This window comes from Arthrobacter sp. 01T425 (assembly GCF_056398725.1).
In genome coordinates, this window is sequence record NZ_JBFTPY010000017.1 from 93,041 (window position 1) to 111,499 (window position 18,459).

The 18,459-nt window shown below is 67.0% G+C and carries 17 protein-coding genes and 1 pseudogene; 9 read left to right on the top strand and 9 right to left on the bottom strand.

The window, feature by feature from the left end; translation table 11 throughout:
* Nucleotides 1-85: 85 nt before the first annotated feature.
* Nucleotides 86-964 carry a type I methionyl aminopeptidase gene (map, locus tag AC1DNG_RS17435; RefSeq protein ID WP_028275863.1) on the bottom strand — a complete coding sequence of 293 codons (879 nt, stop codon included), beginning with the start codon at nt 962-964 and terminating at the stop codon, nt 86-88.
* A 117-nt stretch (nt 965-1,081) separates the two neighbouring features.
* Here map and AC1DNG_RS17440 point away from each other — a divergent pair, with 117 nt between their 5' ends.
* Both AC1DNG_RS17440 and AC1DNG_RS17445 read left to right on the top strand, forming a co-directional pair.
* Nucleotides 1,082-1,246 carry an SPOR domain-containing protein gene (locus AC1DNG_RS17440; protein WP_018772367.1) on the top strand — a complete coding sequence of 55 codons (165 nt, stop codon included), beginning with the start codon at nt 1,082-1,084 and terminating at the stop codon, nt 1,244-1,246.
* Between the two features lie 145 nt (nt 1,247-1,391).
* Nucleotides 1,392-3,437 (top strand): phage holin family protein, encoded by a 2,046-nt coding sequence (locus AC1DNG_RS17445; RefSeq protein WP_476873070.1) that lies wholly within the window; start codon nt 1,392-1,394, stop codon nt 3,435-3,437.
* A gap of 51 nt (nt 3,438-3,488) precedes the next feature.
* Here the strand turns inward: AC1DNG_RS17445 and AC1DNG_RS17450 are convergent, their stop codons facing one another.
* The 3 genes from AC1DNG_RS17450 to panB all read right to left on the bottom strand — a co-directional run bounded on the left by AC1DNG_RS17450 (nt 3,489) and on the right by panB (nt 5,831).
* On the bottom strand, nt 3,489-4,247 hold the full coding sequence (locus AC1DNG_RS17450; RefSeq protein ID WP_476887866.1) for an MBL fold metallo-hydrolase: 759 nt from the start codon (nt 4,245-4,247) through the stop codon (nt 3,489-3,491).
* A gap of 23 nt (nt 4,248-4,270) precedes the next feature.
* Nucleotides 4,271-4,660, bottom strand: a complete 390-nt coding sequence (locus AC1DNG_RS17455) for an SHOCT domain-containing protein (RefSeq protein ID WP_028275861.1) — start codon at nt 4,658-4,660, stop codon at nt 4,271-4,273.
* 205 nt (nt 4,661-4,865) lie between these two features.
* Nucleotides 4,866-5,831 (bottom strand): 3-methyl-2-oxobutanoate hydroxymethyltransferase, encoded by a 966-nt coding sequence (gene panB / locus AC1DNG_RS17460; protein ID WP_476850432.1) that lies wholly within the window; start codon nt 5,829-5,831, stop codon nt 4,866-4,868.
* Between the two features lie 262 nt (nt 5,832-6,093).
* Here panB and glnA (AC1DNG_RS17465) point away from each other — a divergent pair, with 262 nt between their 5' ends.
* The 6 genes from glnA (AC1DNG_RS17465) (at nt 6,094) to AC1DNG_RS17490 (ending at nt 12,470) form a co-directional block, all read left to right on the top strand.
* Complete coding sequence (gene glnA, locus AC1DNG_RS17465; protein ID WP_028275859.1) at nt 6,094-7,434, top strand: type I glutamate--ammonia ligase; 1,341 nt, start codon at nt 6,094-6,096, stop codon at nt 7,432-7,434.
* A 9-nt stretch (nt 7,435-7,443) separates the two neighbouring features.
* Nucleotides 7,444-10,455, top strand: coding sequence for a bifunctional [glutamine synthetase] adenylyltransferase/[glutamine synthetase]-adenylyl-L-tyrosine phosphorylase (locus AC1DNG_RS17470; protein WP_476887867.1), 3,012 nt, complete (start codon nt 7,444-7,446; stop codon nt 10,453-10,455).
* 72 nt (nt 10,456-10,527) lie between these two features.
* The gene (locus tag AC1DNG_RS17475) at nt 10,528-10,944 is read left to right on the top strand and encodes a VOC family protein (protein WP_026266248.1); all 417 of its coding nucleotides are present in this window, start codon (nt 10,528-10,530) and stop codon (nt 10,942-10,944) included.
* Nucleotides 10,945-10,992: 48 nt separating this feature from the next.
* Nucleotides 10,993-11,508, top strand: a complete 516-nt coding sequence (locus AC1DNG_RS17480; protein WP_243179480.1) for a GNAT family N-acetyltransferase — start codon at nt 10,993-10,995, stop codon at nt 11,506-11,508.
* 25 nt (nt 11,509-11,533) lie between these two features.
* Complete coding sequence (locus tag AC1DNG_RS17485) at nt 11,534-12,226, top strand: MBL fold metallo-hydrolase (RefSeq protein ID WP_476887868.1); 693 nt, start codon at nt 11,534-11,536, stop codon at nt 12,224-12,226.
* Nucleotides 12,227-12,269: 43 nt separating this feature from the next.
* Nucleotides 12,270-12,470 (top strand): transcriptional regulator, encoded by a 201-nt coding sequence (locus tag AC1DNG_RS17490; protein WP_079553982.1) that lies wholly within the window; start codon nt 12,270-12,272, stop codon nt 12,468-12,470.
* 71 nt (nt 12,471-12,541) lie between these two features.
* On the opposite strand, the gene AC1DNG_RS17495 is transcribed toward AC1DNG_RS17490, so the two are convergent.
* Complete coding sequence (locus AC1DNG_RS17495; RefSeq protein ID WP_476887869.1) at nt 12,542-14,158, bottom strand: hypothetical protein; 1,617 nt, start codon at nt 14,156-14,158, stop codon at nt 12,542-12,544.
* A 200-nt stretch (nt 14,159-14,358) separates the two neighbouring features.
* Entirely contained in the window at nt 14,359-15,783 is a 1,425-nt protein-coding gene (gene glnA, locus AC1DNG_RS17500) for a type I glutamate--ammonia ligase (protein ID WP_018772378.1), read from the bottom strand.
* A gap of 283 nt (nt 15,784-16,066) precedes the next feature.
* Between glnA (AC1DNG_RS17500) and AC1DNG_RS17505 the strand changes: the two genes are divergently transcribed.
* Nucleotides 16,067-16,504, top strand: a complete 438-nt coding sequence (locus tag AC1DNG_RS17505; RefSeq protein WP_459384400.1) for an RDD family protein — start codon at nt 16,067-16,069, stop codon at nt 16,502-16,504.
* Between the two features lie 217 nt (nt 16,505-16,721).
* Here the strand turns inward: AC1DNG_RS17505 and AC1DNG_RS17510 are convergent, their stop codons facing one another.
* The 3 genes and pseudogenes from AC1DNG_RS17510 to AC1DNG_RS17520 form a co-directional block, all read right to left on the bottom strand.
* Entirely contained in the window at nt 16,722-17,084 is a 363-nt protein-coding gene (locus tag AC1DNG_RS17510; protein ID WP_476857752.1) for a DUF3817 domain-containing protein, read from the bottom strand.
* A 230-nt stretch (nt 17,085-17,314) separates the two neighbouring features.
* Nucleotides 17,315-18,064: a DUF4191 domain-containing protein gene (locus AC1DNG_RS17515; protein ID WP_243179470.1), complete on the bottom strand. Its 750-nt coding sequence runs from the start codon at nt 18,062-18,064 to the stop codon at nt 17,315-17,317.
* A 90-nt stretch (nt 18,065-18,154) separates the two neighbouring features.
* Nucleotides 18,155-18,459: pseudogene (locus AC1DNG_RS17520) on the bottom strand (lipoyl synthase); the annotation flags it as partial.

Consider the following 18,459-nt stretch of genomic DNA (forward strand, 5'->3'; position numbering starts at 1 on the left):
GTGGCAGGGGCGGGCTGTAGTGACCGGGCAGGGCCGGTGGTGAGAGAGCGGGGTGGTTACGGGAACTAGCGTGTGGAGCAGGCGGTCAGGGCAGCGTGAGGACCTCGGCACCGGACTCCGTCACGAGCAGGGTGTGCTCGAACTGGGCGGTGCGCTTGCGGTCGCGGGTCACGACGGTCCAGTCATCGGCCCACATGTCCCAGTCAACGGTGCCCAGGGTCAGCATTGGCTCGATCGTGAACACCATACCGGTTTCCATGGTGGTGTTGTATGCCGGGGCCGCGTCATAGTGCGGAATGATCAGCCCGGTGTGGAAGGCTTCGCCAACTCCGTGCCCGGTAAAGTCGCGGACCACGCCGTAGCCGAAGCGCTTTGCGTAGGACTCGATGGTCCGGCCGATCACGTTGATTTCGCGTCCGGGAGCCACGGCCCGGATGGCGCGGTTCAGCGATTCCCGGGTGCGCTCGACGAGGAGGCGGGATTCCTCGTCGACGTCGCCGACCAGGAAGGTGTAGTTGGTGTCGCCATGGACGCCGCCGATGAAGGCCGTGATGTCGATGTTGAGGATGTCGCCGTCCCGGACCACCGTGCTGTCCGGGATCCCGTGGCAGATGACCTCGTTGAGGGACGAACACAGGGACTTCGGAAAGCCCCGGTATCCGAGGGTGGAGGGGTACGCGTTGTGGTCCAGCAGGAACTCATGGCCCACCCGGTCCAGCTGGTCGGTGGTGACGCCGGGTTCGATGTGCCTGCCGACCTCCACGATGGCCTGGGCGGCGATCTTGGAGGCGATCCGGATCTTCTCGATGGTCTCCGCCGACTTGACCTCGGAGCCTGTGAACTTCGCAGGAGCCGGCTTGCCCACATATTCCGGACGCGGGATGGACGGCGGCACGGGAAGCTGCGGGCTCACTGTCCCCGGGACCAGCGTGCCGATGGGTGCAGTTGAGGCTAGAGAAGGCATAGATTGATCATATAAGCCCCCGGGCTCGCCCCGGAAAATACAGCCCGGAAAAGACACCCCGGAAAAGACACCCCGGTAAAGACACCCGGACACGCTCCGGGCCATGAAGGAGCCCCGATGCCCGAATACTGGTACAACGTCAACACCCACGAGATCGAGGAAGACGCGATGTCCGACTGGAGCCAGCTGATCGGACCGTACAAGACCCGTGAGGAAGCCGAACACGCCCTGGAAAAGGTCAAGGCGCGCAATGAGGCTTGGGACAAGGACGAGGACGACTAGCCCGTACGGGCCTGCTGCGCCCGCGGGAACGTCCCCCGGCGATCGCGGACCGGACACCGCGCGGGCTGACTGATTTTCTCCCGGCCCGTGATTCTCACCCTGTGAGGGTGGGTGCGAGCCGGTTTCCGACAGCCATACTGGGAAAATGCCGACGCGCGTTGCCCGCACCCGCGGCGCCCGAATATCAGACCTCGCCAGGCTGGCCCTTGCCTGGGCTGCCTCGACTGTAGCCCTCATTATCACCGGCGCCCTGCTGCCGGGGTTCTCTGCGGCCAGCTGGTGGTCATACGCCGCCGTGGCGGCGGCAGCCGGCCTCGTCGGCCTGGTCCTGCGCCCCGTGCTGGTGGAGATCTCGGCCAGGGTGGGCTGGGTGGCAGTACTTCTTACCGCCCTGGTGGGGCAGGCCCTGATCATGTACGTCGCCATCCGTCTGGTGCCCGGCATCGAGTCGACGCCGTTGACAGCCCTCGCCGCTACCTGGGTCAGCGCCGTGGTGGGCACGCTCATTTCGTGGGCCACCACAGCCGGAACCGATGACGGCCTCATCACGTCGCTGGCAGGACGGGCACGCCGGCAGGAAACGGTGACCGATCCGGAGGTGGACGGTGTCCTGTTCGTCCAGCTCGACGGGGTCCCCTTCCCGGTGCTGCAGTGGGCTATCCAGTCCGGGGGAGTGCCCCATCTCCGCCGCTGGCTGGCCTCGGGGGATTATCAGTTCCGTGAATGGACTCCCCAGCTGCCTTGCACGACGCCGGCGAGCCAGATGGGCATTCTGCACGGCACGGTCGCCGGGATCCCGGCCTTCCGGTGGTATGACCGTGAACTCCAACGCGTCCTGGTGGCCAACCGTCCGGCAGACGCCCGGGTGATCGAGGACAGGCACAGCACCGGCCAGGGACTGCTCTGCGACGACGGCGTCTCCATCTCGAACCTGTTCACCGGTGACGCGCCCCGCTCGTTTTTGACGATGAGCCGGGTAGAGGTCCGGCGCGGCTCGACCCAAACCCGCCGGGCGTTCGCCTGGTTTTTTGCCACCCCGAACGGCTTCATGCGCAGCTTCACGCGGACCGTCGCCGAGATCTTCAAGGAGCGTTGGCAGGCCCGGAGACAGGTCAAACGTGACCTCAATCCGCGGGTGCGGCGGGACTGGACCTTCGCCCTGCTGCGGGCAGTCACCAACGGTCTGCTGCGGGACCTGAACACGGCGCTGGTGGCAGAGGAGCTGCGTCGCGGCACGAAGTGCATCTATGTCGACTACGTTGACTACGACGAGATCGCCCACCACGCAGGCATGTTCCGCCCCGAGTCGCTTGCAGCCCTGGATGGCTTGGACCGCACGCTCGGTGCCTTGGCCGAACTCGCCGGGTCCGCTCCCCGCCGCTACCGGCTGGTGGTGCTCTCGGACCACGGCCAGTCCCAGGGCACGCCGTTCGCGGACCGGTATGGCCAGGCGCTTGGTGATCTGTGCGCGGAACTGATGCAGGAACACGTTCAGAACGTGGACGCGTCCGTCGAGGGGCTCGGGCGCGCGGACTCCCTCGCCGGCGACGTTGCCTCTGGCGGATTGTCCGGAAAGCTCGCCGGCCGTGCCGACGAGGTGCTGACGAAGGCACAAGAGACGCCGGCACAGCAGACTTCCGGCCCAGGCGGCGCGGAGGATCCGGTGGTCGTGTTGGGCTCGGGCAACCTGGGCCTGGTGTACCTGCGCGGTGACCGGCGCCTGAGTCTCCAGGCCCTCGAGCATCGGTGGCCTGCCCTGGTCCCTGGCCTGGCGGGCCATCCCGGCGTCGGGTTCGTGGCCGGCATCGATGAGGAGGGCGGGGCGTGGGCGATCGGAAGCGGCGGGCGCGTCAATATCACCAGCGGGGCAGTGGAGGGCACCGACCCGCTGGCCGGTTTCGGGCCGCATGCGGCGCGGGTGCTGAATCTCGCGCTGATGCACCCCGAGGCGCCGGATCTCTATGTCAACAGCGCGGTGGATCCCGTGACCGGCGACGTTGCAGCATTCGAAGGCCTCGTGGGATCCCACGGGGGTCTGGGGGGTTGGCAGGACCGCGCCGTGCTGATGGGCCCGGCCGATCTCATGGCGGGGCTGCCCGAGCGGATCGAGGGTGCCGGGGAACTCCACCGGGTGCTGGTGGCGATGCTTGAGTCGTGCGGCCAGCGCGCCACGACGGCGTCCCGCGGCTGAGCGACGAACTGGGGGATTTCCCGGGGGCGGGTCCAATCCGAGGCCCTGGGCTTACGAGGGCGCGACCCAGGTCTGGCCGGGAGCGAGGACGACTGCCGTGCAGCCGGGAGCCTGTTCCGCCACGGCAGTGGCGAACCGGTGGCCGGGCCGCTCGAGCCAGCTCCGGGCAAAGTAGGTGACGAACGGAGGGTGCAGCGTCCCCCAGTGCACCGGCAGGGCGAACCGTGCGCCGCTCATCGCGACAGCCCGGGCGGCGGTCTCCGGAGTCAGGTGCCCCGCCGAGAGCCTCGGTCCCCACCCCCAGACCGGCACCAGGGCGACATCGATCGGCCCTCCGGCCATGGCGGGGAGCGCGGCCATCTCCGGGAACAAGCCCGTGTCACCCGCGATCCACACGATGCCCGACTGGCCGCGGACGAGCTGGCCATTGGCGTCGTTGGGCCGGTGCGGCATTGGCCGGCTGCGATGCTCGGCCGGCACCTGGCGAATCTGGACGCCGCTGCCTACCGGGGTCCAGCCGTCGCCCAAGGAAACTGTGTGCGCCAGCTTTCGGCGACGCAGCCAGGCCACGTTCGCCGGCGCGCTCATCAGCGGTGCCCCGGGCAGCATGCGCAGGGAACGCAACTCGGCGTGGTCGTGGTGCAGGTGAGAGAGGAGCACCGCGTCCGGTCGGTCCCACGAGACCGGGTCCGGACGCGGTGCCAGGCGTCGGAGCAACCCGGCATGGGAACGGAGCAGCGGATCGGTGAGGATCCGAACCCCGTCGAGATCCAGAACCACCGTGGAGTGACCAAGCCAGGTGATTCTCATGTCGGGCGTAGCCCGTTTTCGTGTCAGGCCAAGGCCTTTGCCTTGAGGGAATCAAACTCGGTCTGGTTGATGGCTCCGGAATCAAGCAGCGCCCTGGCATCGGCGATCTGGCCGGCCGGGCTGGCCGTCGAGCCTGCGGCCTGCTTGATGTACTCCTGCTGGGCAGCCTGCTGCTGGGCCAGCATCTTCATCTGACGATCGGTCATGCTCCGGCCCCGGGCGATCAGGTAGATGAGGGCGCCGAGCCAGGGAACGAAGATCAGCAGGATAACCCAGCCGGCCTTGGCCCAGCCGCTGAGCTCGTGGTCGCTGAACAAGTCCATCAGGCAGCGGAACCACACCATCAGCGCAGCGATCCAGATGAAGAACCAGAAACTCCAGAGCAGAACGTCCCAGAAGCTATTCGTGTCCATCGATACTCCTCGAATCGTGTCCGCCGGAGCCTGACCTTACGCTTAGCGCATGAAACCGTCCGGGCCGGCGGAACATCTTGAGGTCCTAATGCAGACCTTATTGGTCAGCCTGCCCGCACCTGAGGCGCAACGCATCGCCCGTGAAGGATGAGGTCTTGCAAAAGAGTCTCCGGATCCGGAAGGTCAGGGGCCCGCTGGAGCGGAACTAGAAGGAGTGTTCCGGGCCGGGGAACTGGCCTGAGCGCACGTCGTCGCCGTAGGCTTTTGCGGCGTCACTGAGCGACGTGCGGAGGTCGGCGTACTGTTTGACGAATTTCGCCATCTTTCCGCCGCGCAAACCGGCCATGTCCTGCCACACCAGGACCTGTCCGGTGGTGGCGCTGCCGGCGCCGATGCCGACCGTGGGGACGTCGACGGCGGCATCCACGGCGGCTGCCGTGGCGGCCGGGACCATTTCCATGAGCACGCTGAACGCGCCGGCGTCGGCCAGCGCGACGGCGTCGTCGATCAACCGCTGGGCGTCATCGCCGCGGCCCTGGACGCGGTAGCCGCCGAGGGAGTGTTCGCTCTGCGGGGTGAAACCGATGTGCGCCATGACGGGGATGCCGGCCTGGACCATGGCGCGGACGGTCTCGGCGTAGAACTTTCCGCCTTCAATCTTGACGGCGTGGGCCAGGCCCTCTTTCAGGAACCGGACGCCGGTGGCAACCGCCTGCTGGGCCGAGACCTCGTAGCTGCCGAACGGCAGGTCAGCGACCACCAGGGCCCGCCGTGCGGAGCGGGCAACGGCGCGGCACAGCGGAAGGAGCTCGTCCACCGTCACGGGAAGGCTGGTTTCGTTGCCGAAGACGTTGTTGGAGGCCGAATCGCCGACCAGGAGCACCTCGATGCCCGCCTGGTCAAAGATTTCTGCGGTGTACTGGTCATACGCGGTGAGCATGGCGAAGCGCTCACCGTTGGCCTTGGCCGCCTGGAGATGATGCGTGCGGATCCTGGCCACCGGTTTCCGGGCCGCCTCCGCAGCCCCGCCGGTGCCGCCGTCGGCAGTCCCGCCTGTGCCACTGGCCGACGTGCCCGAAGAGGCGGCCGCTGAAGCCGCTGCCGGGCCGCTGCCGTAGGGGGCCGCAAGTTCTGCGGGCGTGCTGGAATCGGAGCTGTTACTTGAGGCCATGCCACGAGCGTAGTGCGAGACGAAGTGCCGCAGCTACCGCGGGTTGCCCCCGCCCGGCGTGAATCACGTCACACGGGCGGCCTGCGCGACGGCGCAATGCCCCCTCCCGCCGCGAATTCGTCCGGCTTTGTGTTAACGGTGTGTTACGCGGGGGTCCGGCTTCAGCAATCGGTGGCAATGCTTAGTAAAGTGAACCGTGAGCAGCCGCGGGGCCCATGAATGCCGGGCCCGGGGCGGATGGAAGAACCGGAAAGAGGCCAGTATGGACCGCCAGCAAGAGTTTGTCCTGCGGACGATCGAAGAGCGCGACGTGCGGTTTGTGCGCCTGTGGTTCACCGACGTCGTGGGATCGCTCAAGTCCGTGGCGCTGGCCCCGGCCGAGGTGGAAGGCGCCTTCGAGGAAGGACTCGGATTCGACGGTTCCTCAATCGAAGGCCTGGCCCGCGTCTTCGAATCCGACATGCTGGCCCAGCCGGATCCGGCCACGTTCCAGATCCTGCCGTGGCGCGGCGAGACCGAGGCCACATCGCGGATGTTCTGCGACATCCTGACGCCCGACGGCGAACCTTCCGCCGCGGACCCGCGCAACGTCCTCAAGCGCACCCTGGCCAAGGCCGCGGACATGGGCTTCACCTGCTACACCCACCCCGAGATCGAGTTCTACCTGCTCAAGTCCCAGGAGCCGGGCCCGGACGGATCACCCATCCCCGTGGACGAGGGCGGCTACTTCGACCACGTCCCGGGCGGCGTGGCCCAGGACTTCCGCCGGACCGCGGTGACCATGCTGGAATCGGTGGGCATCTCGGTGGAATTCAGCCACCACGAGGCGGGCCCGGGCCAGAACGAAATCGACCTGCGCTACGCCGACGCCCTGCAGACCGCGGATAACATCATGACGTTCCGCACGGTCATCAAGGAAGTCGCGCTGCAGCAGGGCACCTATGCCACCTTCATGCCCAAGCCCTTCACCGCCCACCCGGGTTCCGGCATGCACACCCACTTTTCCCTCTTCGAAGGGGACACCAACGCCTTCTACGAGGCCGGTTCCGAGTTCCAGCTTTCCGAGACGGCGCGCCAGTTCATCGCCGGCATCCTCAAGCACGCCCCCGAATTCACGGCCGTGACCAACCAGTTCGTCAACTCCTACAAGCGGCTCTGGGGCGGGGGAGAGGCACCGAGCTACCTGAGCTGGGGCCACAACAACCGCTCCGCCCTGGTCCGCGTCCCGCTGTACAAGCCCGGCAAGGGCCAGTCCGCGCGGATCGAATACCGTGGCATCGACTCCGCCGCCAACCCCTACCTGGCCTACGCCGTGCTGCTCGGTGCCGGCCTCAAGGGCATCGAGGAGGGCTACCAGCTCCCCGCGGCGGCCGAGGACGACATCTGGTCGCTGAGCTCGGCGGAACGCCGCGCCATGGGACACGACCCGCTGCCGGCCAGCCTGCACGACGCCATCCGGACCATGGAGGATTCCGAGCTCATGCCGCAGATCCTCGGCGAGCAGGTGTTCGAGCACTTCCTGCGCAACAAGCGTGCAGAATGGCAGGACTACCGCCTTCAGGTGACGCCCTACGAACTGCAGCGCAATCTCGGCATTCTGTAGGTTGCCCCGATGAGCCTGGCACGACGCCTCATTGCCGCCGGCTTCAGCGATCTCGACAAGGGCGAGCGGTTCCTGGCGGCCCGGGAACTGGAGGGACTCGACCAGGATGCCCTCTTTGCGGGGCTGCAGCTGGCGGCCAACCCCGACACGGCCCTGCAGTCCCTGGTCCGGCTGATCGAGAAGCACCCGGAGCTGCGCAAGCTTGCCGTCGCAGACCCGGAAAGCAGCGAGCCGCTGTACCGGGTCCTGGGGGCCTCCGAGGCGCTGGGCGAGTTCCTCATCCGCCACCCCGAACACCTCGATGCCTTCGACGTCCGGGTCAGTCCGGAACCGATGCCCGCGGACGCCGTGGCCCTGCGGACGCGGCTGCTGCAGTCGGTGCGGGCCGATCCCAAGTCTGCCCGGCCGGTGGCGGCCCTCAGCGGTCAGGAAGCCTACGCGGCCCTGCGCACCGCCTACCGGCGCGGGCTCGTGGAGCTCGCCATCAAGGACCTGTGCGCGGCCGATCCGCTGGACTTCATGCCGGCCGCGGGTGCGGAACTGGCGGATCTCGCCGGGGCTGCGCTCGAGGCGGCCCTCGCCGTGTCCCGGGCCGAGGCGGCGGAGAAGTTTGACGCCGCGGAGGTGGCCGACGTCGGCCTCGCCGTGATCGGCATGGGCAAGTGCGGTGCCCGCGAACTGAACTACATTTCCGACGTCGACGTCATCTACGTGATCGAGTCCGGCGCGCTGGAGGAGACCCGGGCCACGACCATCGGCACCGTCCTCGCCTCCGGGATCTCGCGCGCGATCATGTCCACGAGCCGCGAACCCGGGCTGTGGGAAGTCGATGCGAACCTCCGGCCCGAGGGCAAGTCGGGGCCGCTGGTCCGGACCCTCGCCTCGCACGAGAGCTATTACGCGCGCTGGGCCGAGAGCTGGGAATTCCAGGCCCTCCTGAAGGCCCGGACCATCGCCGGCGACACCGTCCTGGGGGCCCGCTACGAGGCAGCCCTGACGCCCCTGATCTGGTCTTCGGCCGGCCGGGAGGGCTTTGTCGAATCCGTCCGCGCCATGCGCCGCCGCGTCACCGAGCATATTCCGGCCGATGAGGAACAGCGGCAGATCAAGCTGGGCCGCGGCGGGCTGCGCGACGTCGAATTCACCGTCCAGCTGCTGCAGCTCGTGCACGGCAAGTCGGATGAATCCTTGCGCTGCCGGGACACCACCTCGGCCATCGCGGCGCTCTCCGCCGGCGGGTATATCGGCCGCTCCGACGCCGCGGAGTTCGACCGCGACTACCGCTACCTGCGGCTGCTCGAACACCGGATCCAGCTGTTCCAGCTGCGCCGGACGCACCTCATGCCGGTGAATGAAGCGTCTTTGCGTTCCCTCGCCAAGGCGGTCCTGGGACCGTTCTCCGCCGAGCGGCCCAAGCCGGACGCCCTGGTCGCCGCATGGCGAAAAACCAAGCGCTCCGTGCGGGAACTCCACGAACGCATCTTCTACCGCCCCCTGCTCAACACAGTCGCCACCCTGAGCAGCGAAGAGGCCCGCCTGACCCCGGAAGCGGCCCAGGGCCGCCTCGCCGCCCTCGGCTACCTCGATCCCCCCGGCGCCATGCGGCACATCGAGGCCCTCACCGCCGGCGTGAGCCGGCGCGCGGCACTCCAGCGCCAGCTCCTGCCCATCCTGCTGGACTGGCTCGCCGACGGCGTGGACCCCGACGCCGGGCTGCTCGCGTTCCGGCGGGTCAGCGAGGCCCTCGGCACAACACACTGGTACCTGGGCATGCTCCGGGATTCGACGGCCGCGGCCGAGCGGCTCTGCCACGTGCTCGCCAACTCCCGGCTGATCGCGGACCTGCTGGAGGTTTCGCCCGAATCAGTGGCGTGGCTGGGCACGGACAAGGAACTGGTGCCGCTCAGCTTCGAATCCCAATGGCTTGAAATCACCTCGAAGATGTCCCGGCACGCGGACCCGGAGAGCGCCATGCGGCTGATCCGGCTGATCCGGCGCCGGGAAATCCTCCGGGTCGCCATCGCGGACAGCGCCGGGCTGCTGGACCAGGACCAGGTGGGGGAAGCCCTCGCCGACACGGACCGGGCCGCCGTGCTGGGGGCCCTGCGCGTGGCGGAGACGATCATCACCGCCGAGGAACCGCTGAAGACCCATGTGCTGGTGGTTGCGATGGGCCGTCAGGGCGGCCGGGAGATCGGCTACGGCTCGGACGCCGACGTCATGTACGTCCACCGCGGACTCCCCGGCGTGCCGGAAGAGGAGGCACAGGCTCAGGCCCTGCAGATCGTGGGCAAGCTCTCGAGCCTGCTGACCCAGCCGCTTAAACCGGCGATCCTGGCCGAGCGGGTGCTCGCCGTGGACGCGGACCTGCGCCCCGAGGGCAAGAGCGGGCCCATGGTGCGGTCCCTGGAGTCCTACGCCGAGTACTACCGCCGGTGGTCCCTGGTCTGGGAGGCCCAGGCGTTGCTGCGGGCGCGCCCCATGGCCGGCGACGATGCCCTGGCCGAGGATTTCGTGGCGCTGATCGACACCATCCGGTACCCGGAGTCTTTGTCTGACCAGGACGTGCGGGAGGTGCGGCGGGTCAAGGCTAGGGTCGAGGCGGAGCGCCTGCCGCGCGGCGCCGATCCCGCCCGTCACCTGAAGCTTGGCCGGGGCGGGCTGAGCGACGTCGAGTGGCTGGCCCAGCTGCTCCAGCTCCGGCATGCCGGCCGGCACCCGGAGCTGCGGACCACGTCCACGGTGGACGCGCTCGAGGCGGCCGCGGCCCTGGACCTGATGGACGCGGGGGACACCGTCATCCTCCTCCGGGCCTGGCGGCTGGCGAGCCGGATCCGTTCGGCCAACGTCATCTGGACCGGCCGGCCCTCGGACCTGCTGCCCTCCTCCCGCCGCGACCTTGAGGCGGTGGCCCGCTGGTGCGGCTACGGACAAGGCAACGCCGCGGCGCTGGAGGAGGACTACCTGCGGTTGAGCCGGCGCGCCCGGGCGGTCTTCGAGCGGGTCTTCTACGGCCAATAGCGCCCGGCGGCGGCCTGCCGGTTGCTGACAGGGCCTACTGACACATGCTGCGGGCGGTGCTACCTTGGGCCAATGGCCAGGCAACTTTTTGTGAACCTTCCCGTCCGGAATCTGGATAAGACCGTTGAATTCTTCACGGCGCTGGGATTTTCCTTCAACCCCGACTTCACCGATGAGAACGCCACCTGCATGATCGTCAACGACGGCGCGTACGTGATGCTGCTCGTCGAGTCCTACTTCAAGACCTTCACCTCGAAGTCCGTCGCCGCTACGGCCGGCACCGCCGAGGTGATCATGTCCTTCTCGCTGGAGAGCCGCGAAGCCGTGGACGAGGTCATCCGCACCGCCCTGACCTCCGGGGGCACGGCATCGGAGGAGGCCCAGGACTACGGCTTTATGTACACGCACAGCTTCCAGGACCCGGACGGGCACCTCTGGGAAGTCTTCTGGATGGATCCGGCCGGACCGCCCAAAGACGCTGCGCTGTAGCCCCTTTCCGCTAGGGGCGGGCGCCGCCGGCGCGGGTACGCTGTCTACATGTCTGGACATGTATGGCTGCTGCCTTTGAAGAATCTCGACGACGACGCCCGGGCCATCAAGCTTGGGGAGATCGCGCTGCTGGAGCTCGGCGCAGGGCAGCAGAAGTTCGTGGGGGACCCGCTGCGGATGATGCTGATCGGGCTCGAGGAAGAGTCCCGGCACCCGTTCGCCGTGGATGAGAACGGGGCCGCCGTGGGAGTCCTGACGCTCCAGGCTGGGGCGGCGACCCTCGCGGGCTGGCCAGAGGACCACACGGCCTGGCTCCTGCGCGGCTTCCTGATCGACCGGCGGCAGCAGGGCAAGGGCCTCGGCACCCTCGCCGCGGAGGCCGCCGTGCGGGAGGCCGCCAAACTGACGGCGGACCTCGGCAGCGGCCAGGCCGGCGTCGTACTCTCCGTCAACGAACTGAACCCCGGCGGCCAAGCCGCATACCGCAAGGCCGGATTCGAGGACCGCGGCCGCTACGAAGGCGGCGACGCCGGCCCGCAACGCATCATGTACCGGGCATTCTGACCGAAAGCGCATCTTGACTGGGACGATGCGTGCCGCAGTATTGAACCAAGACCAGCCGCTGGAAAGGTGCATGATGGGTCACTCACAGATGCAGGTAGAACCGGTCATCCAGGAGCTCCACATCCCCGCCGGGCTGGCAGGGCCCGTTGAGTTGACGATGGACGTACGCTGTTTCCTTGTGCCGCACACCGGGGGATTGCTGTTAATCGATACGGGCCTCAAGGGCAGCGAGCATGCGATTGCGGCGGCCTTGGACCGTGTCGGAGCAGCATGGAGTGACATCACCGACGTCGTCCTCACCCATTGGCATCCGGACCATGTCGGCGGCCTCGGCGAAGTAGTGGAACGGAGCCCGTTGGCAGCGATCTGGGCGGGCGCGGCGGACGTTTCCCAGATTCCTTCCGCGGTGCCGCTGCGCCCGCTCGTGGAACGTGACAGGGTCCGCGATGTCCAGATCGTGCAGACGCCTGGCCATACCGCAGGACATATCAGCTTGCTGCATGACGACGGAATGCTGTTCGTAGGGGACGCTGTGGGGACAGCCGGAGGTGTGATGAGACGGGCGCCGGAGCAGTTTACAGCGGACTCTGCGCGGGCCGAAGAGTCGCTTCTAAAACTGAGTTTGCTGGAGCCGGACAGGATGCTCTTTTCCCACGGACCGGAGATCCCCGATCCCGTAGGGGAATTGCGCCGGCTTCTCGCCGTCAACGAGGGTTGACGCCTCTCCCGGTGTCAACTAACGTTGACGCCGGAGGTGCTTCGTGCAGACATTGATAGGTTCCATGGACGGCAAAGGGCCGGCCGAGGCGCTCTACGCCGTGGCGGAACTCCACAAAGAACTGGCGCGCACGGAAACCGAAGTGGTGCTGCGTGCCCGGCAGGCCGGACTGTCGTGGGAGGCCATTGCGGTGTGCCTTGGCGTCAGCAAGCAGGCCGTGCACAAGAAGTACGGAAAGCGCTGAGGTGCTGGAAAGCGCTGAACCAGAAGGCCGGCCCCAGGCCGCGGCCGGATGCCCGAGGTAACTCGCGGGTCCTAACTTCCCTTTCGGCCCACGAATCGGATCACCGAGGCACGCAGCGGTCGGATCACCCAGACCAGGCCCGCAACGATCAGCACACCGGCGATCGAGAAAAATAGCGGCAGCGGGTTTGAGCGGTCGGTACCGGCCACTTGCGCCGTGGCAACGGGAGGTCGGGGCGTGGATGGCGCTGCCGGGCTGGCCGTGGCAACCGGTGCCGGCTTCGCGGACGCGTCGTCGGCCGGGGCCGCTGCCTTGACCGGGCCGGCAGCATCGGCGACGTGCGACTCAGTTTGCAAGGCTGCCTGCGGCTGGACGAAACCAACGCTGGCACGCGCAGGAACGACGGTGTTTGCGGGGGCAATCCGGGTTGTTGGCTGGACTGCCTTGACCTGACGGATGGTCTGTTTCCCGGGCCGCGCCGGAGCGGGAGCTTGTCCGGCGGGAGCTTGTCCGGCTGGGGCGGGGGCGTGTTCTGCGGGGGCCTGTTCTGCGGGGGCCGGGCCGGGAGCGGGCTGATCGCCGCCGACCTCGCCGTTTCCTCCCGTGTCGCCGTCGATCTCGCCGTTTCCGCCCGTGTCGCCGTCGATCTCGCCGTTTCCGCCCGTGTCGCCGTCGATCTCGCCGCCCTCAACGATGTCGACGTATAGCGACGATTGGGTATTCGGCCCGTGTCCCTGAGCCGTTGCGGTAACCTGGGCCCGGATCCGATGGCCCTGGTCCGCGGCCACGACAGTGTAGGTGGGTGCGGTGGCCCCGGTGATCGGCTGGCCGTCCCGCTCCCACTGATAGAGGAGGGAAATCGGCTCACCGTCGGCGTACCAGCCGCCGCTGCCCTCCACACTGAGAGTATCGCCGACAGTGGAGCCCCCAGAAAGCCACATTTCATCTGTGGGCTCGATGTACCCGCGGGTAACGACCGTGGACGTGTTTGACTTCGATACGCTGCCTTGGCTTGGGCCGCCGCCGGTCACCTTGAGGGTAACCACTTTGCCCAGGTCGGCAGTCCTGATCTTGTAGCTGTCGGTGGTGGCTCCCTCGATGTCCACCCCATCGGCTTGCCACTGTAACGCCACAACGTCTGTGGACCAGGTGCCCAAATCGTCGACGTCCAACGAGAATCCGACCCTCGTCGAACCCGACACAGATGGAGCCTCGCCGGTAATGATGATGGCTGGCCGGGCCGTATACGCTGCGGTGTTGGTTGCACTGACCTTCGGGGACGGCAGGGTAGTCTCCACCCCATCCTTGAGCCCAGGGGCGGACCCAGTCACGCGCAGCGTTAGGGACCGGCCGTCGTCGGGCGCCGTGATCTCGTAAGTTTCGCCCTGGGCGCCGGGGATGTTGACCCCGTCGCGCAGCCACTGATACTTCAGCGTTTGCGCCCGTTCCCATTCGCCGGGATACGACGTGAGTGTCTGTCCTGCCTTGAGGATGCCAGTGAAGGTCGGGCGCTCCAACGCCCGGACCATGGTGCGGCCCGTGGCACCCTCGCCGAAGTCCCGGCACCTATGCCCGGCTGCGGAGTCCCAGCAGACGACGGCCGCCTGGGCCGGGCCGGCGAAGCCGATAGTGGACAAGATAATGGCGGCGCCGACGGCTGAAGCCGCACGCGACAGAGTGCTTTTCAAATTTTCCCCCAATATAGTGCCCTTCGCCGTGACCGGGAAGGGACAAAGGGAAATGCTACAAGAAAGATAGCGCTCTATCGATGAATCAAGACCGACTTATGACGGATATTTCCGGCCAAGCAAAAGAGCCCGTCCGGGCTGCCGCGTGTGGCAGACCGGACGGACTCTCCTGGCACTGTGCGGTGCGAGGCCCCTTGGGACTAGACGCCGTAGTAGAGCTCGAACTCGTACGGGTTCGGGCGCAGCGAAAGCGGACGGATCTCGTTCTCGTACTTGTACTCGATCCAGGTGTCGATCAGGTCCTGGGTGAAGACGCCGCCGGCCTGCAGGAACTCGTTGTCCTCGGCCAGTGCATCCAGGGCCTCCTCGAGGGTGCCCGGAGCCTTGGGGATGTCCTTGGCTTCTTCGGCCGGGAGCTCGTAGAGGTCCTTGTCGATCGGAGCCGGGGGTTCGATCCGGTTACGGATGCCGTCGATGCCGGCCATCAGCTGGGCAGCGAACGCCAGGTACGGGTTGGAGGAGGGGTCCGGCGCGCGGAACTCGATGCGCTTGGCCTTCGGGTTGGACCCCGTGATCGGGATACGGATACCGGCGGAGCGGTTGCCCTGCGAGTAAACCATGTTGACCGGGGCTTCGAAACCCTTGACCAGGCGGCGGTAGGAGTTCACCGTCGGGTTGGTGAAGGCCAGGACAGCGGAGGAGTGCTTCAGCAGGCCACCGATGTACCAGCGGGCGGTGTCGGACAGGCCGGCGTAGCCCTTCTCGTCGTAGAACAGCGGCTCGCCGCCGGTCCACAGCGACTGGTGGCAGTGCATGCCCGAGCCGTTGTCACCGAAGACAGGCTTCGGCATGAAGGTCACGGACTTGCCCCAGGCATCGGCGGTGTTCTTGATGACGTACTTGAACTTCTGCAGGTCATCAGCCGCGTGGGTCAGGGTGGTGAACTTGTAGTTGATTTCAGCCTGTCCGGCGGAGCCGACTTCGTGGTGGCTGCGCTCGACCTCAAGGCCGGCCTCGTCCAGGGCAACGCACATGGCGTCGCGCAGGTCGGCCTGCTTGTCGGTGGGGGAGACCGGGAAGTATCCGCCCTTGACCGGGGTCTTGTAGCCGAGGTTTCCGCCCTCTTCCTCACGGCCCGAGTTCCAGTGTGCTTCCTCGGAGTCGATCTTGTAGAAGCTGCCCTGCGGGGAGGACTGGTACTGGACGTTGTCGAAGACGAAGAACTCGGCCTCGGGAGCGAAGAAAGCGGTGTCGGCAATGCCGGTCGAAGCCAGGTAGGCCTCCGCCTTCTCGGCCACGCCGCGGGGATCGCGGTGGTACGGGTCACCGGTACGCGGGTTCACGATCGAGAAGTTCAGTGCAAGGGTCTTCTCCATGCGGAACGTGTCGATGAACGCCGTCGTGACGTCCGGGATGAGCTGCATGTCAGACTCGGCGATGCCCTGGAAGCCGCGGATTGAAGATCCGTCGAAAAGCTGGCCGTTGACGAAGAAGTCGGCGTCAACGCTCTTGGCAGGCACGTTGAAGTGCTGCTGAACGCCCGGGAGATCGGTGAAGCGGATATCGACGAATTTGATGTCTTCGTCCTTGATGAACTTGAGGACTTCGTCCGCAGTCTTGAACATCTATGCTCCTTACGCATATGAAAGATCTGGCCGTCAGGCACATTTGTCCAGCGCAGTCCAACAGCGGAGAAGGCAAAAAGCTTCCCCGCTTCGCAGTCGCTAGCAACTGTTACCACCCTAAGGACAAGGGATTTCCCCGCAGTGTCCGCATTGTTTCGGGGAGGTTACAGAATGTCCTGACACGTAAACGCTAGTCGCCAGTCCACACTGTGGCCTATCTGGTCCACAATGTGACACCCTACCTCCCACACTATGGACAGGCCAGAGCCGATAAGCTTGGAGGGTGGTTGATCGCAAAGACATCGGTTCATGGCTCACCGGGCCGGACACATCCGGCATCTCCAGGTACCCGGGGGAGCGGCTCGGGCTGCCCGAGTCCGGGGCAGGGTCGATCGCCCGTGCCGGCCGGCGCATCCTGGCGATCTGCATTGACTGGGGCATCGCGCTGTTGATCAGCAATTTCGCCTTCGGCGGCGACTCCTGGGCCACGCTTGCCGTGTTTGCCATCGAGCAGATCCTGCTGATCGGCACCCTCGGCTACGGCATCGGCCACCGGATCGTGGGAATCCACGTGGTCCGGCTGGGCGGCGGCCCGGCGGGTCCGCTCGCGGCCCTGGTGCGCACTCTGCTGCTGTGCCTCGTTATCCCTGCCGTCATCTTCGACCCGGACCAGCGCGGCCTCCACGACAAGGCCATGAATACGGTGCTCGTCCGGATGTAGCAACCCGCGGCCGGATGCGCGACGGCGGTGCCAGGCAACCGGGCGCGGCGGGCCCTCGTCCGTTTGCCACGAACGGCCGCTACCCGCCCCGCGTTGCGCGGCGGGCCCTCGTCCGTTTGCCACGAATGGCCGCTACCCGCCCCGCATAGCGGCCATGTGCGTCAGATGGGCACAGCGATGGTGCCGGGGCGCACAGAAACCCGAGGTCCTCGGCGGACTAGACCCCCGCCGTCTCCTGGGCCGGCGTCGGCGCAGCCTCTCCCGACCGTTCCGTCAGGTATCCGTGGCGGCCGGCCCAGCGCTCAAACCACACCGTCGCGAAGGGGAAGACGGCGGAGAGCCCTGAGAGCAAGGCAATCCGGAACGGCCAGCGCAGCATTGCCCACAGGCTCAGTGCCGCAATCGCGTAGCCGATGAAGAAGGCCCCGTGGATCGGACCGGCAATCTCCACGCCGAGTTCCGTCGTCCGGGTGATCCATTTGAGCACCATGCCGAGCAACAGCGCGGCCCAGCTGAACGCTTCGGCGATCGCCAGCCCCCGGAAGATGCGGATCATCGTGGCGGTCGAGGGAAGTTTCATGCGTATCTCCTGAGTTCTTGCGTCCGTTTTCGCGGTGTCCGGTGTCGCTTTGTCCTGCACCCCGCGTCCGTTGTCCCGCGTCCGTTGTCCCGGGTCCGCTGGCCCGGCGCCGGGCGGGCCGACGTCGGGCAGTAAGAGAAACGCCCAGGCTGGCGGCCTGAGGCGGCCGTGAACCGGGGCGATTCTATACTGCGGGCAATTCCATCATGCGGTGCGTTACTGCCGCCCGACTAGCGTCCGCGGGTGGGACGGGCCTTGTAGGGATCGATGCCCTTCGGGATGGGCAGGCGGCCGCCAAGCGAGGAAATGCGCTTCGACACGGCGCTGACCTCGGTCTTGGTCAGTTCGCCCTTGAGCTTGTTCATCTTCCTGGCGATCTGGCTGAGCGGCACCTGGCCCTCGCCGCGGCCGCTTTCGATCACGTGGATGGTGACGTTGGGGAGGATGCGCGCAAGGCGCTTGCGCTCGGCGTCGACCAGCGGCTTGACCCGGTTGCTGGGGCCTTCGCTGACGAGCACGACGCCGGGACGGCCGATGGCGCGGAAGACGGCATCCTGCGTGCGGGGGTTCACGGCGACGGGCTGGTCCTCGGTGATCCAGCCGCGCTTGAGCGTGCCCAGCGCGGCACCTGACGCGCCGGGCTGGTTCTCGATCTGCGCGAACGCGGCGCGCTCGGCACGGCGGGACAGGATCAGCGTGGCCGCAAGGGCGCCCAGGGCGATGCCGATGATCAGGCCGGTGATCCAGTTGTCGAGCAGGAAACCGACCAGCAGGCTGAGGGCAACAACACCCAGGAACGCCAGCAACATGAGCCACGGAACCATGGGATCGTGGCGGCGGGTCATCTGGAAGACCTCGCCGATCTGCTTCAGCCGGCTCGGCTTCTTGGCCTTTGCTTCCTTGGGCTTACGGGAGAAAAGGCCGCGCTTCGGAGCTTCGGAAGCCGGGCTGGAGTTGCTGGGATCAGGGGAATTCGCCATAGTTCCTTAATTCTACGTGATGGACGGCCAAGGGCCGGCACCGGAGTCATCCGGTGCCGGCCCTTAAGTGGAAGGGTGTCAGAGCAGGGTTCAGGAATGTGCCGCGAGCAGCGAGCTGGCTTCCTGGCGGGTGCTTCCGGAGCTTTCGATGTGCGCGAGTTCGGCCGGGATTTCCCAGCCCTTCTTGCGCATCGCGGTGGCCCAGAGCCGGCCGGCGCGGTAGGAGGAACGCACCAGGGGCCCGGACATGACGCCGAGGAAGCCGATCTCGTCCGCCTCATTTTGCAGGTCGACGAATTCCTGCGGCTTGACCCAGCGGTCCACCGGCAGGTGCCGTTCGGAGGGGCGCAGGTACTGGGTGATGGTGATCAGGTCGCAGCCGGCCTCGTGCAGGT

Coding starts and splice junctions, on each gene's coding strand:
- map (WP_028275863.1), bottom strand. CDS start 964: ATGCCTTCTCTAGCCTCAACTGCACCCATCGGCACGCTGGTCCCGGGG.
- AC1DNG_RS17440 (WP_018772367.1), top strand. CDS start 1,082: ATGCCCGAATACTGGTACAACGTCAACACCCACGAGATCGAGGAAGAC.
- AC1DNG_RS17445 (WP_476873070.1), top strand. CDS start 1,392: ATGCCGACGCGCGTTGCCCGCACCCGCGGCGCCCGAATATCAGACCTC.
- AC1DNG_RS17450 (WP_476887866.1), bottom strand. CDS start 4,247: ATGAGAATCACCTGGCTTGGTCACTCCACGGTGGTTCTGGATCTCGAC.
- AC1DNG_RS17455 (WP_028275861.1), bottom strand. CDS start 4,660: ATGGACACGAATAGCTTCTGGGACGTTCTGCTCTGGAGTTTCTGGTTC.
- panB (WP_476850432.1), bottom strand. CDS start 5,831: ATGGCCTCAAGTAACAGCTCCGATTCCAGCACGCCCGCAGAACTTGCG.
- glnA (WP_028275859.1), top strand. CDS start 6,094: ATGGACCGCCAGCAAGAGTTTGTCCTGCGGACGATCGAAGAGCGCGAC.
- AC1DNG_RS17470 (WP_476887867.1), top strand. CDS start 7,444: ATGAGCCTGGCACGACGCCTCATTGCCGCCGGCTTCAGCGATCTCGAC.
- AC1DNG_RS17475 (WP_026266248.1), top strand. CDS start 10,528: ATGGCCAGGCAACTTTTTGTGAACCTTCCCGTCCGGAATCTGGATAAG.
- AC1DNG_RS17480 (WP_243179480.1), top strand. CDS start 10,993: ATGTCTGGACATGTATGGCTGCTGCCTTTGAAGAATCTCGACGACGAC.
- AC1DNG_RS17485 (WP_476887868.1), top strand. CDS start 11,534: ATGCGTGCCGCAGTATTGAACCAAGACCAGCCGCTGGAAAGGTGCATG.
- glnA (WP_018772378.1), bottom strand. CDS start 15,783: ATGTTCAAGACTGCGGACGAAGTCCTCAAGTTCATCAAGGACGAAGAC.
- AC1DNG_RS17510 (WP_476857752.1), bottom strand. CDS start 17,084: ATGAAACTTCCCTCGACCGCCACGATGATCCGCATCTTCCGGGGGCTG.
- AC1DNG_RS17515 (WP_243179470.1), bottom strand. CDS start 18,064: ATGGCGAATTCCCCTGATCCCAGCAACTCCAGCCCGGCTTCCGAAGCT.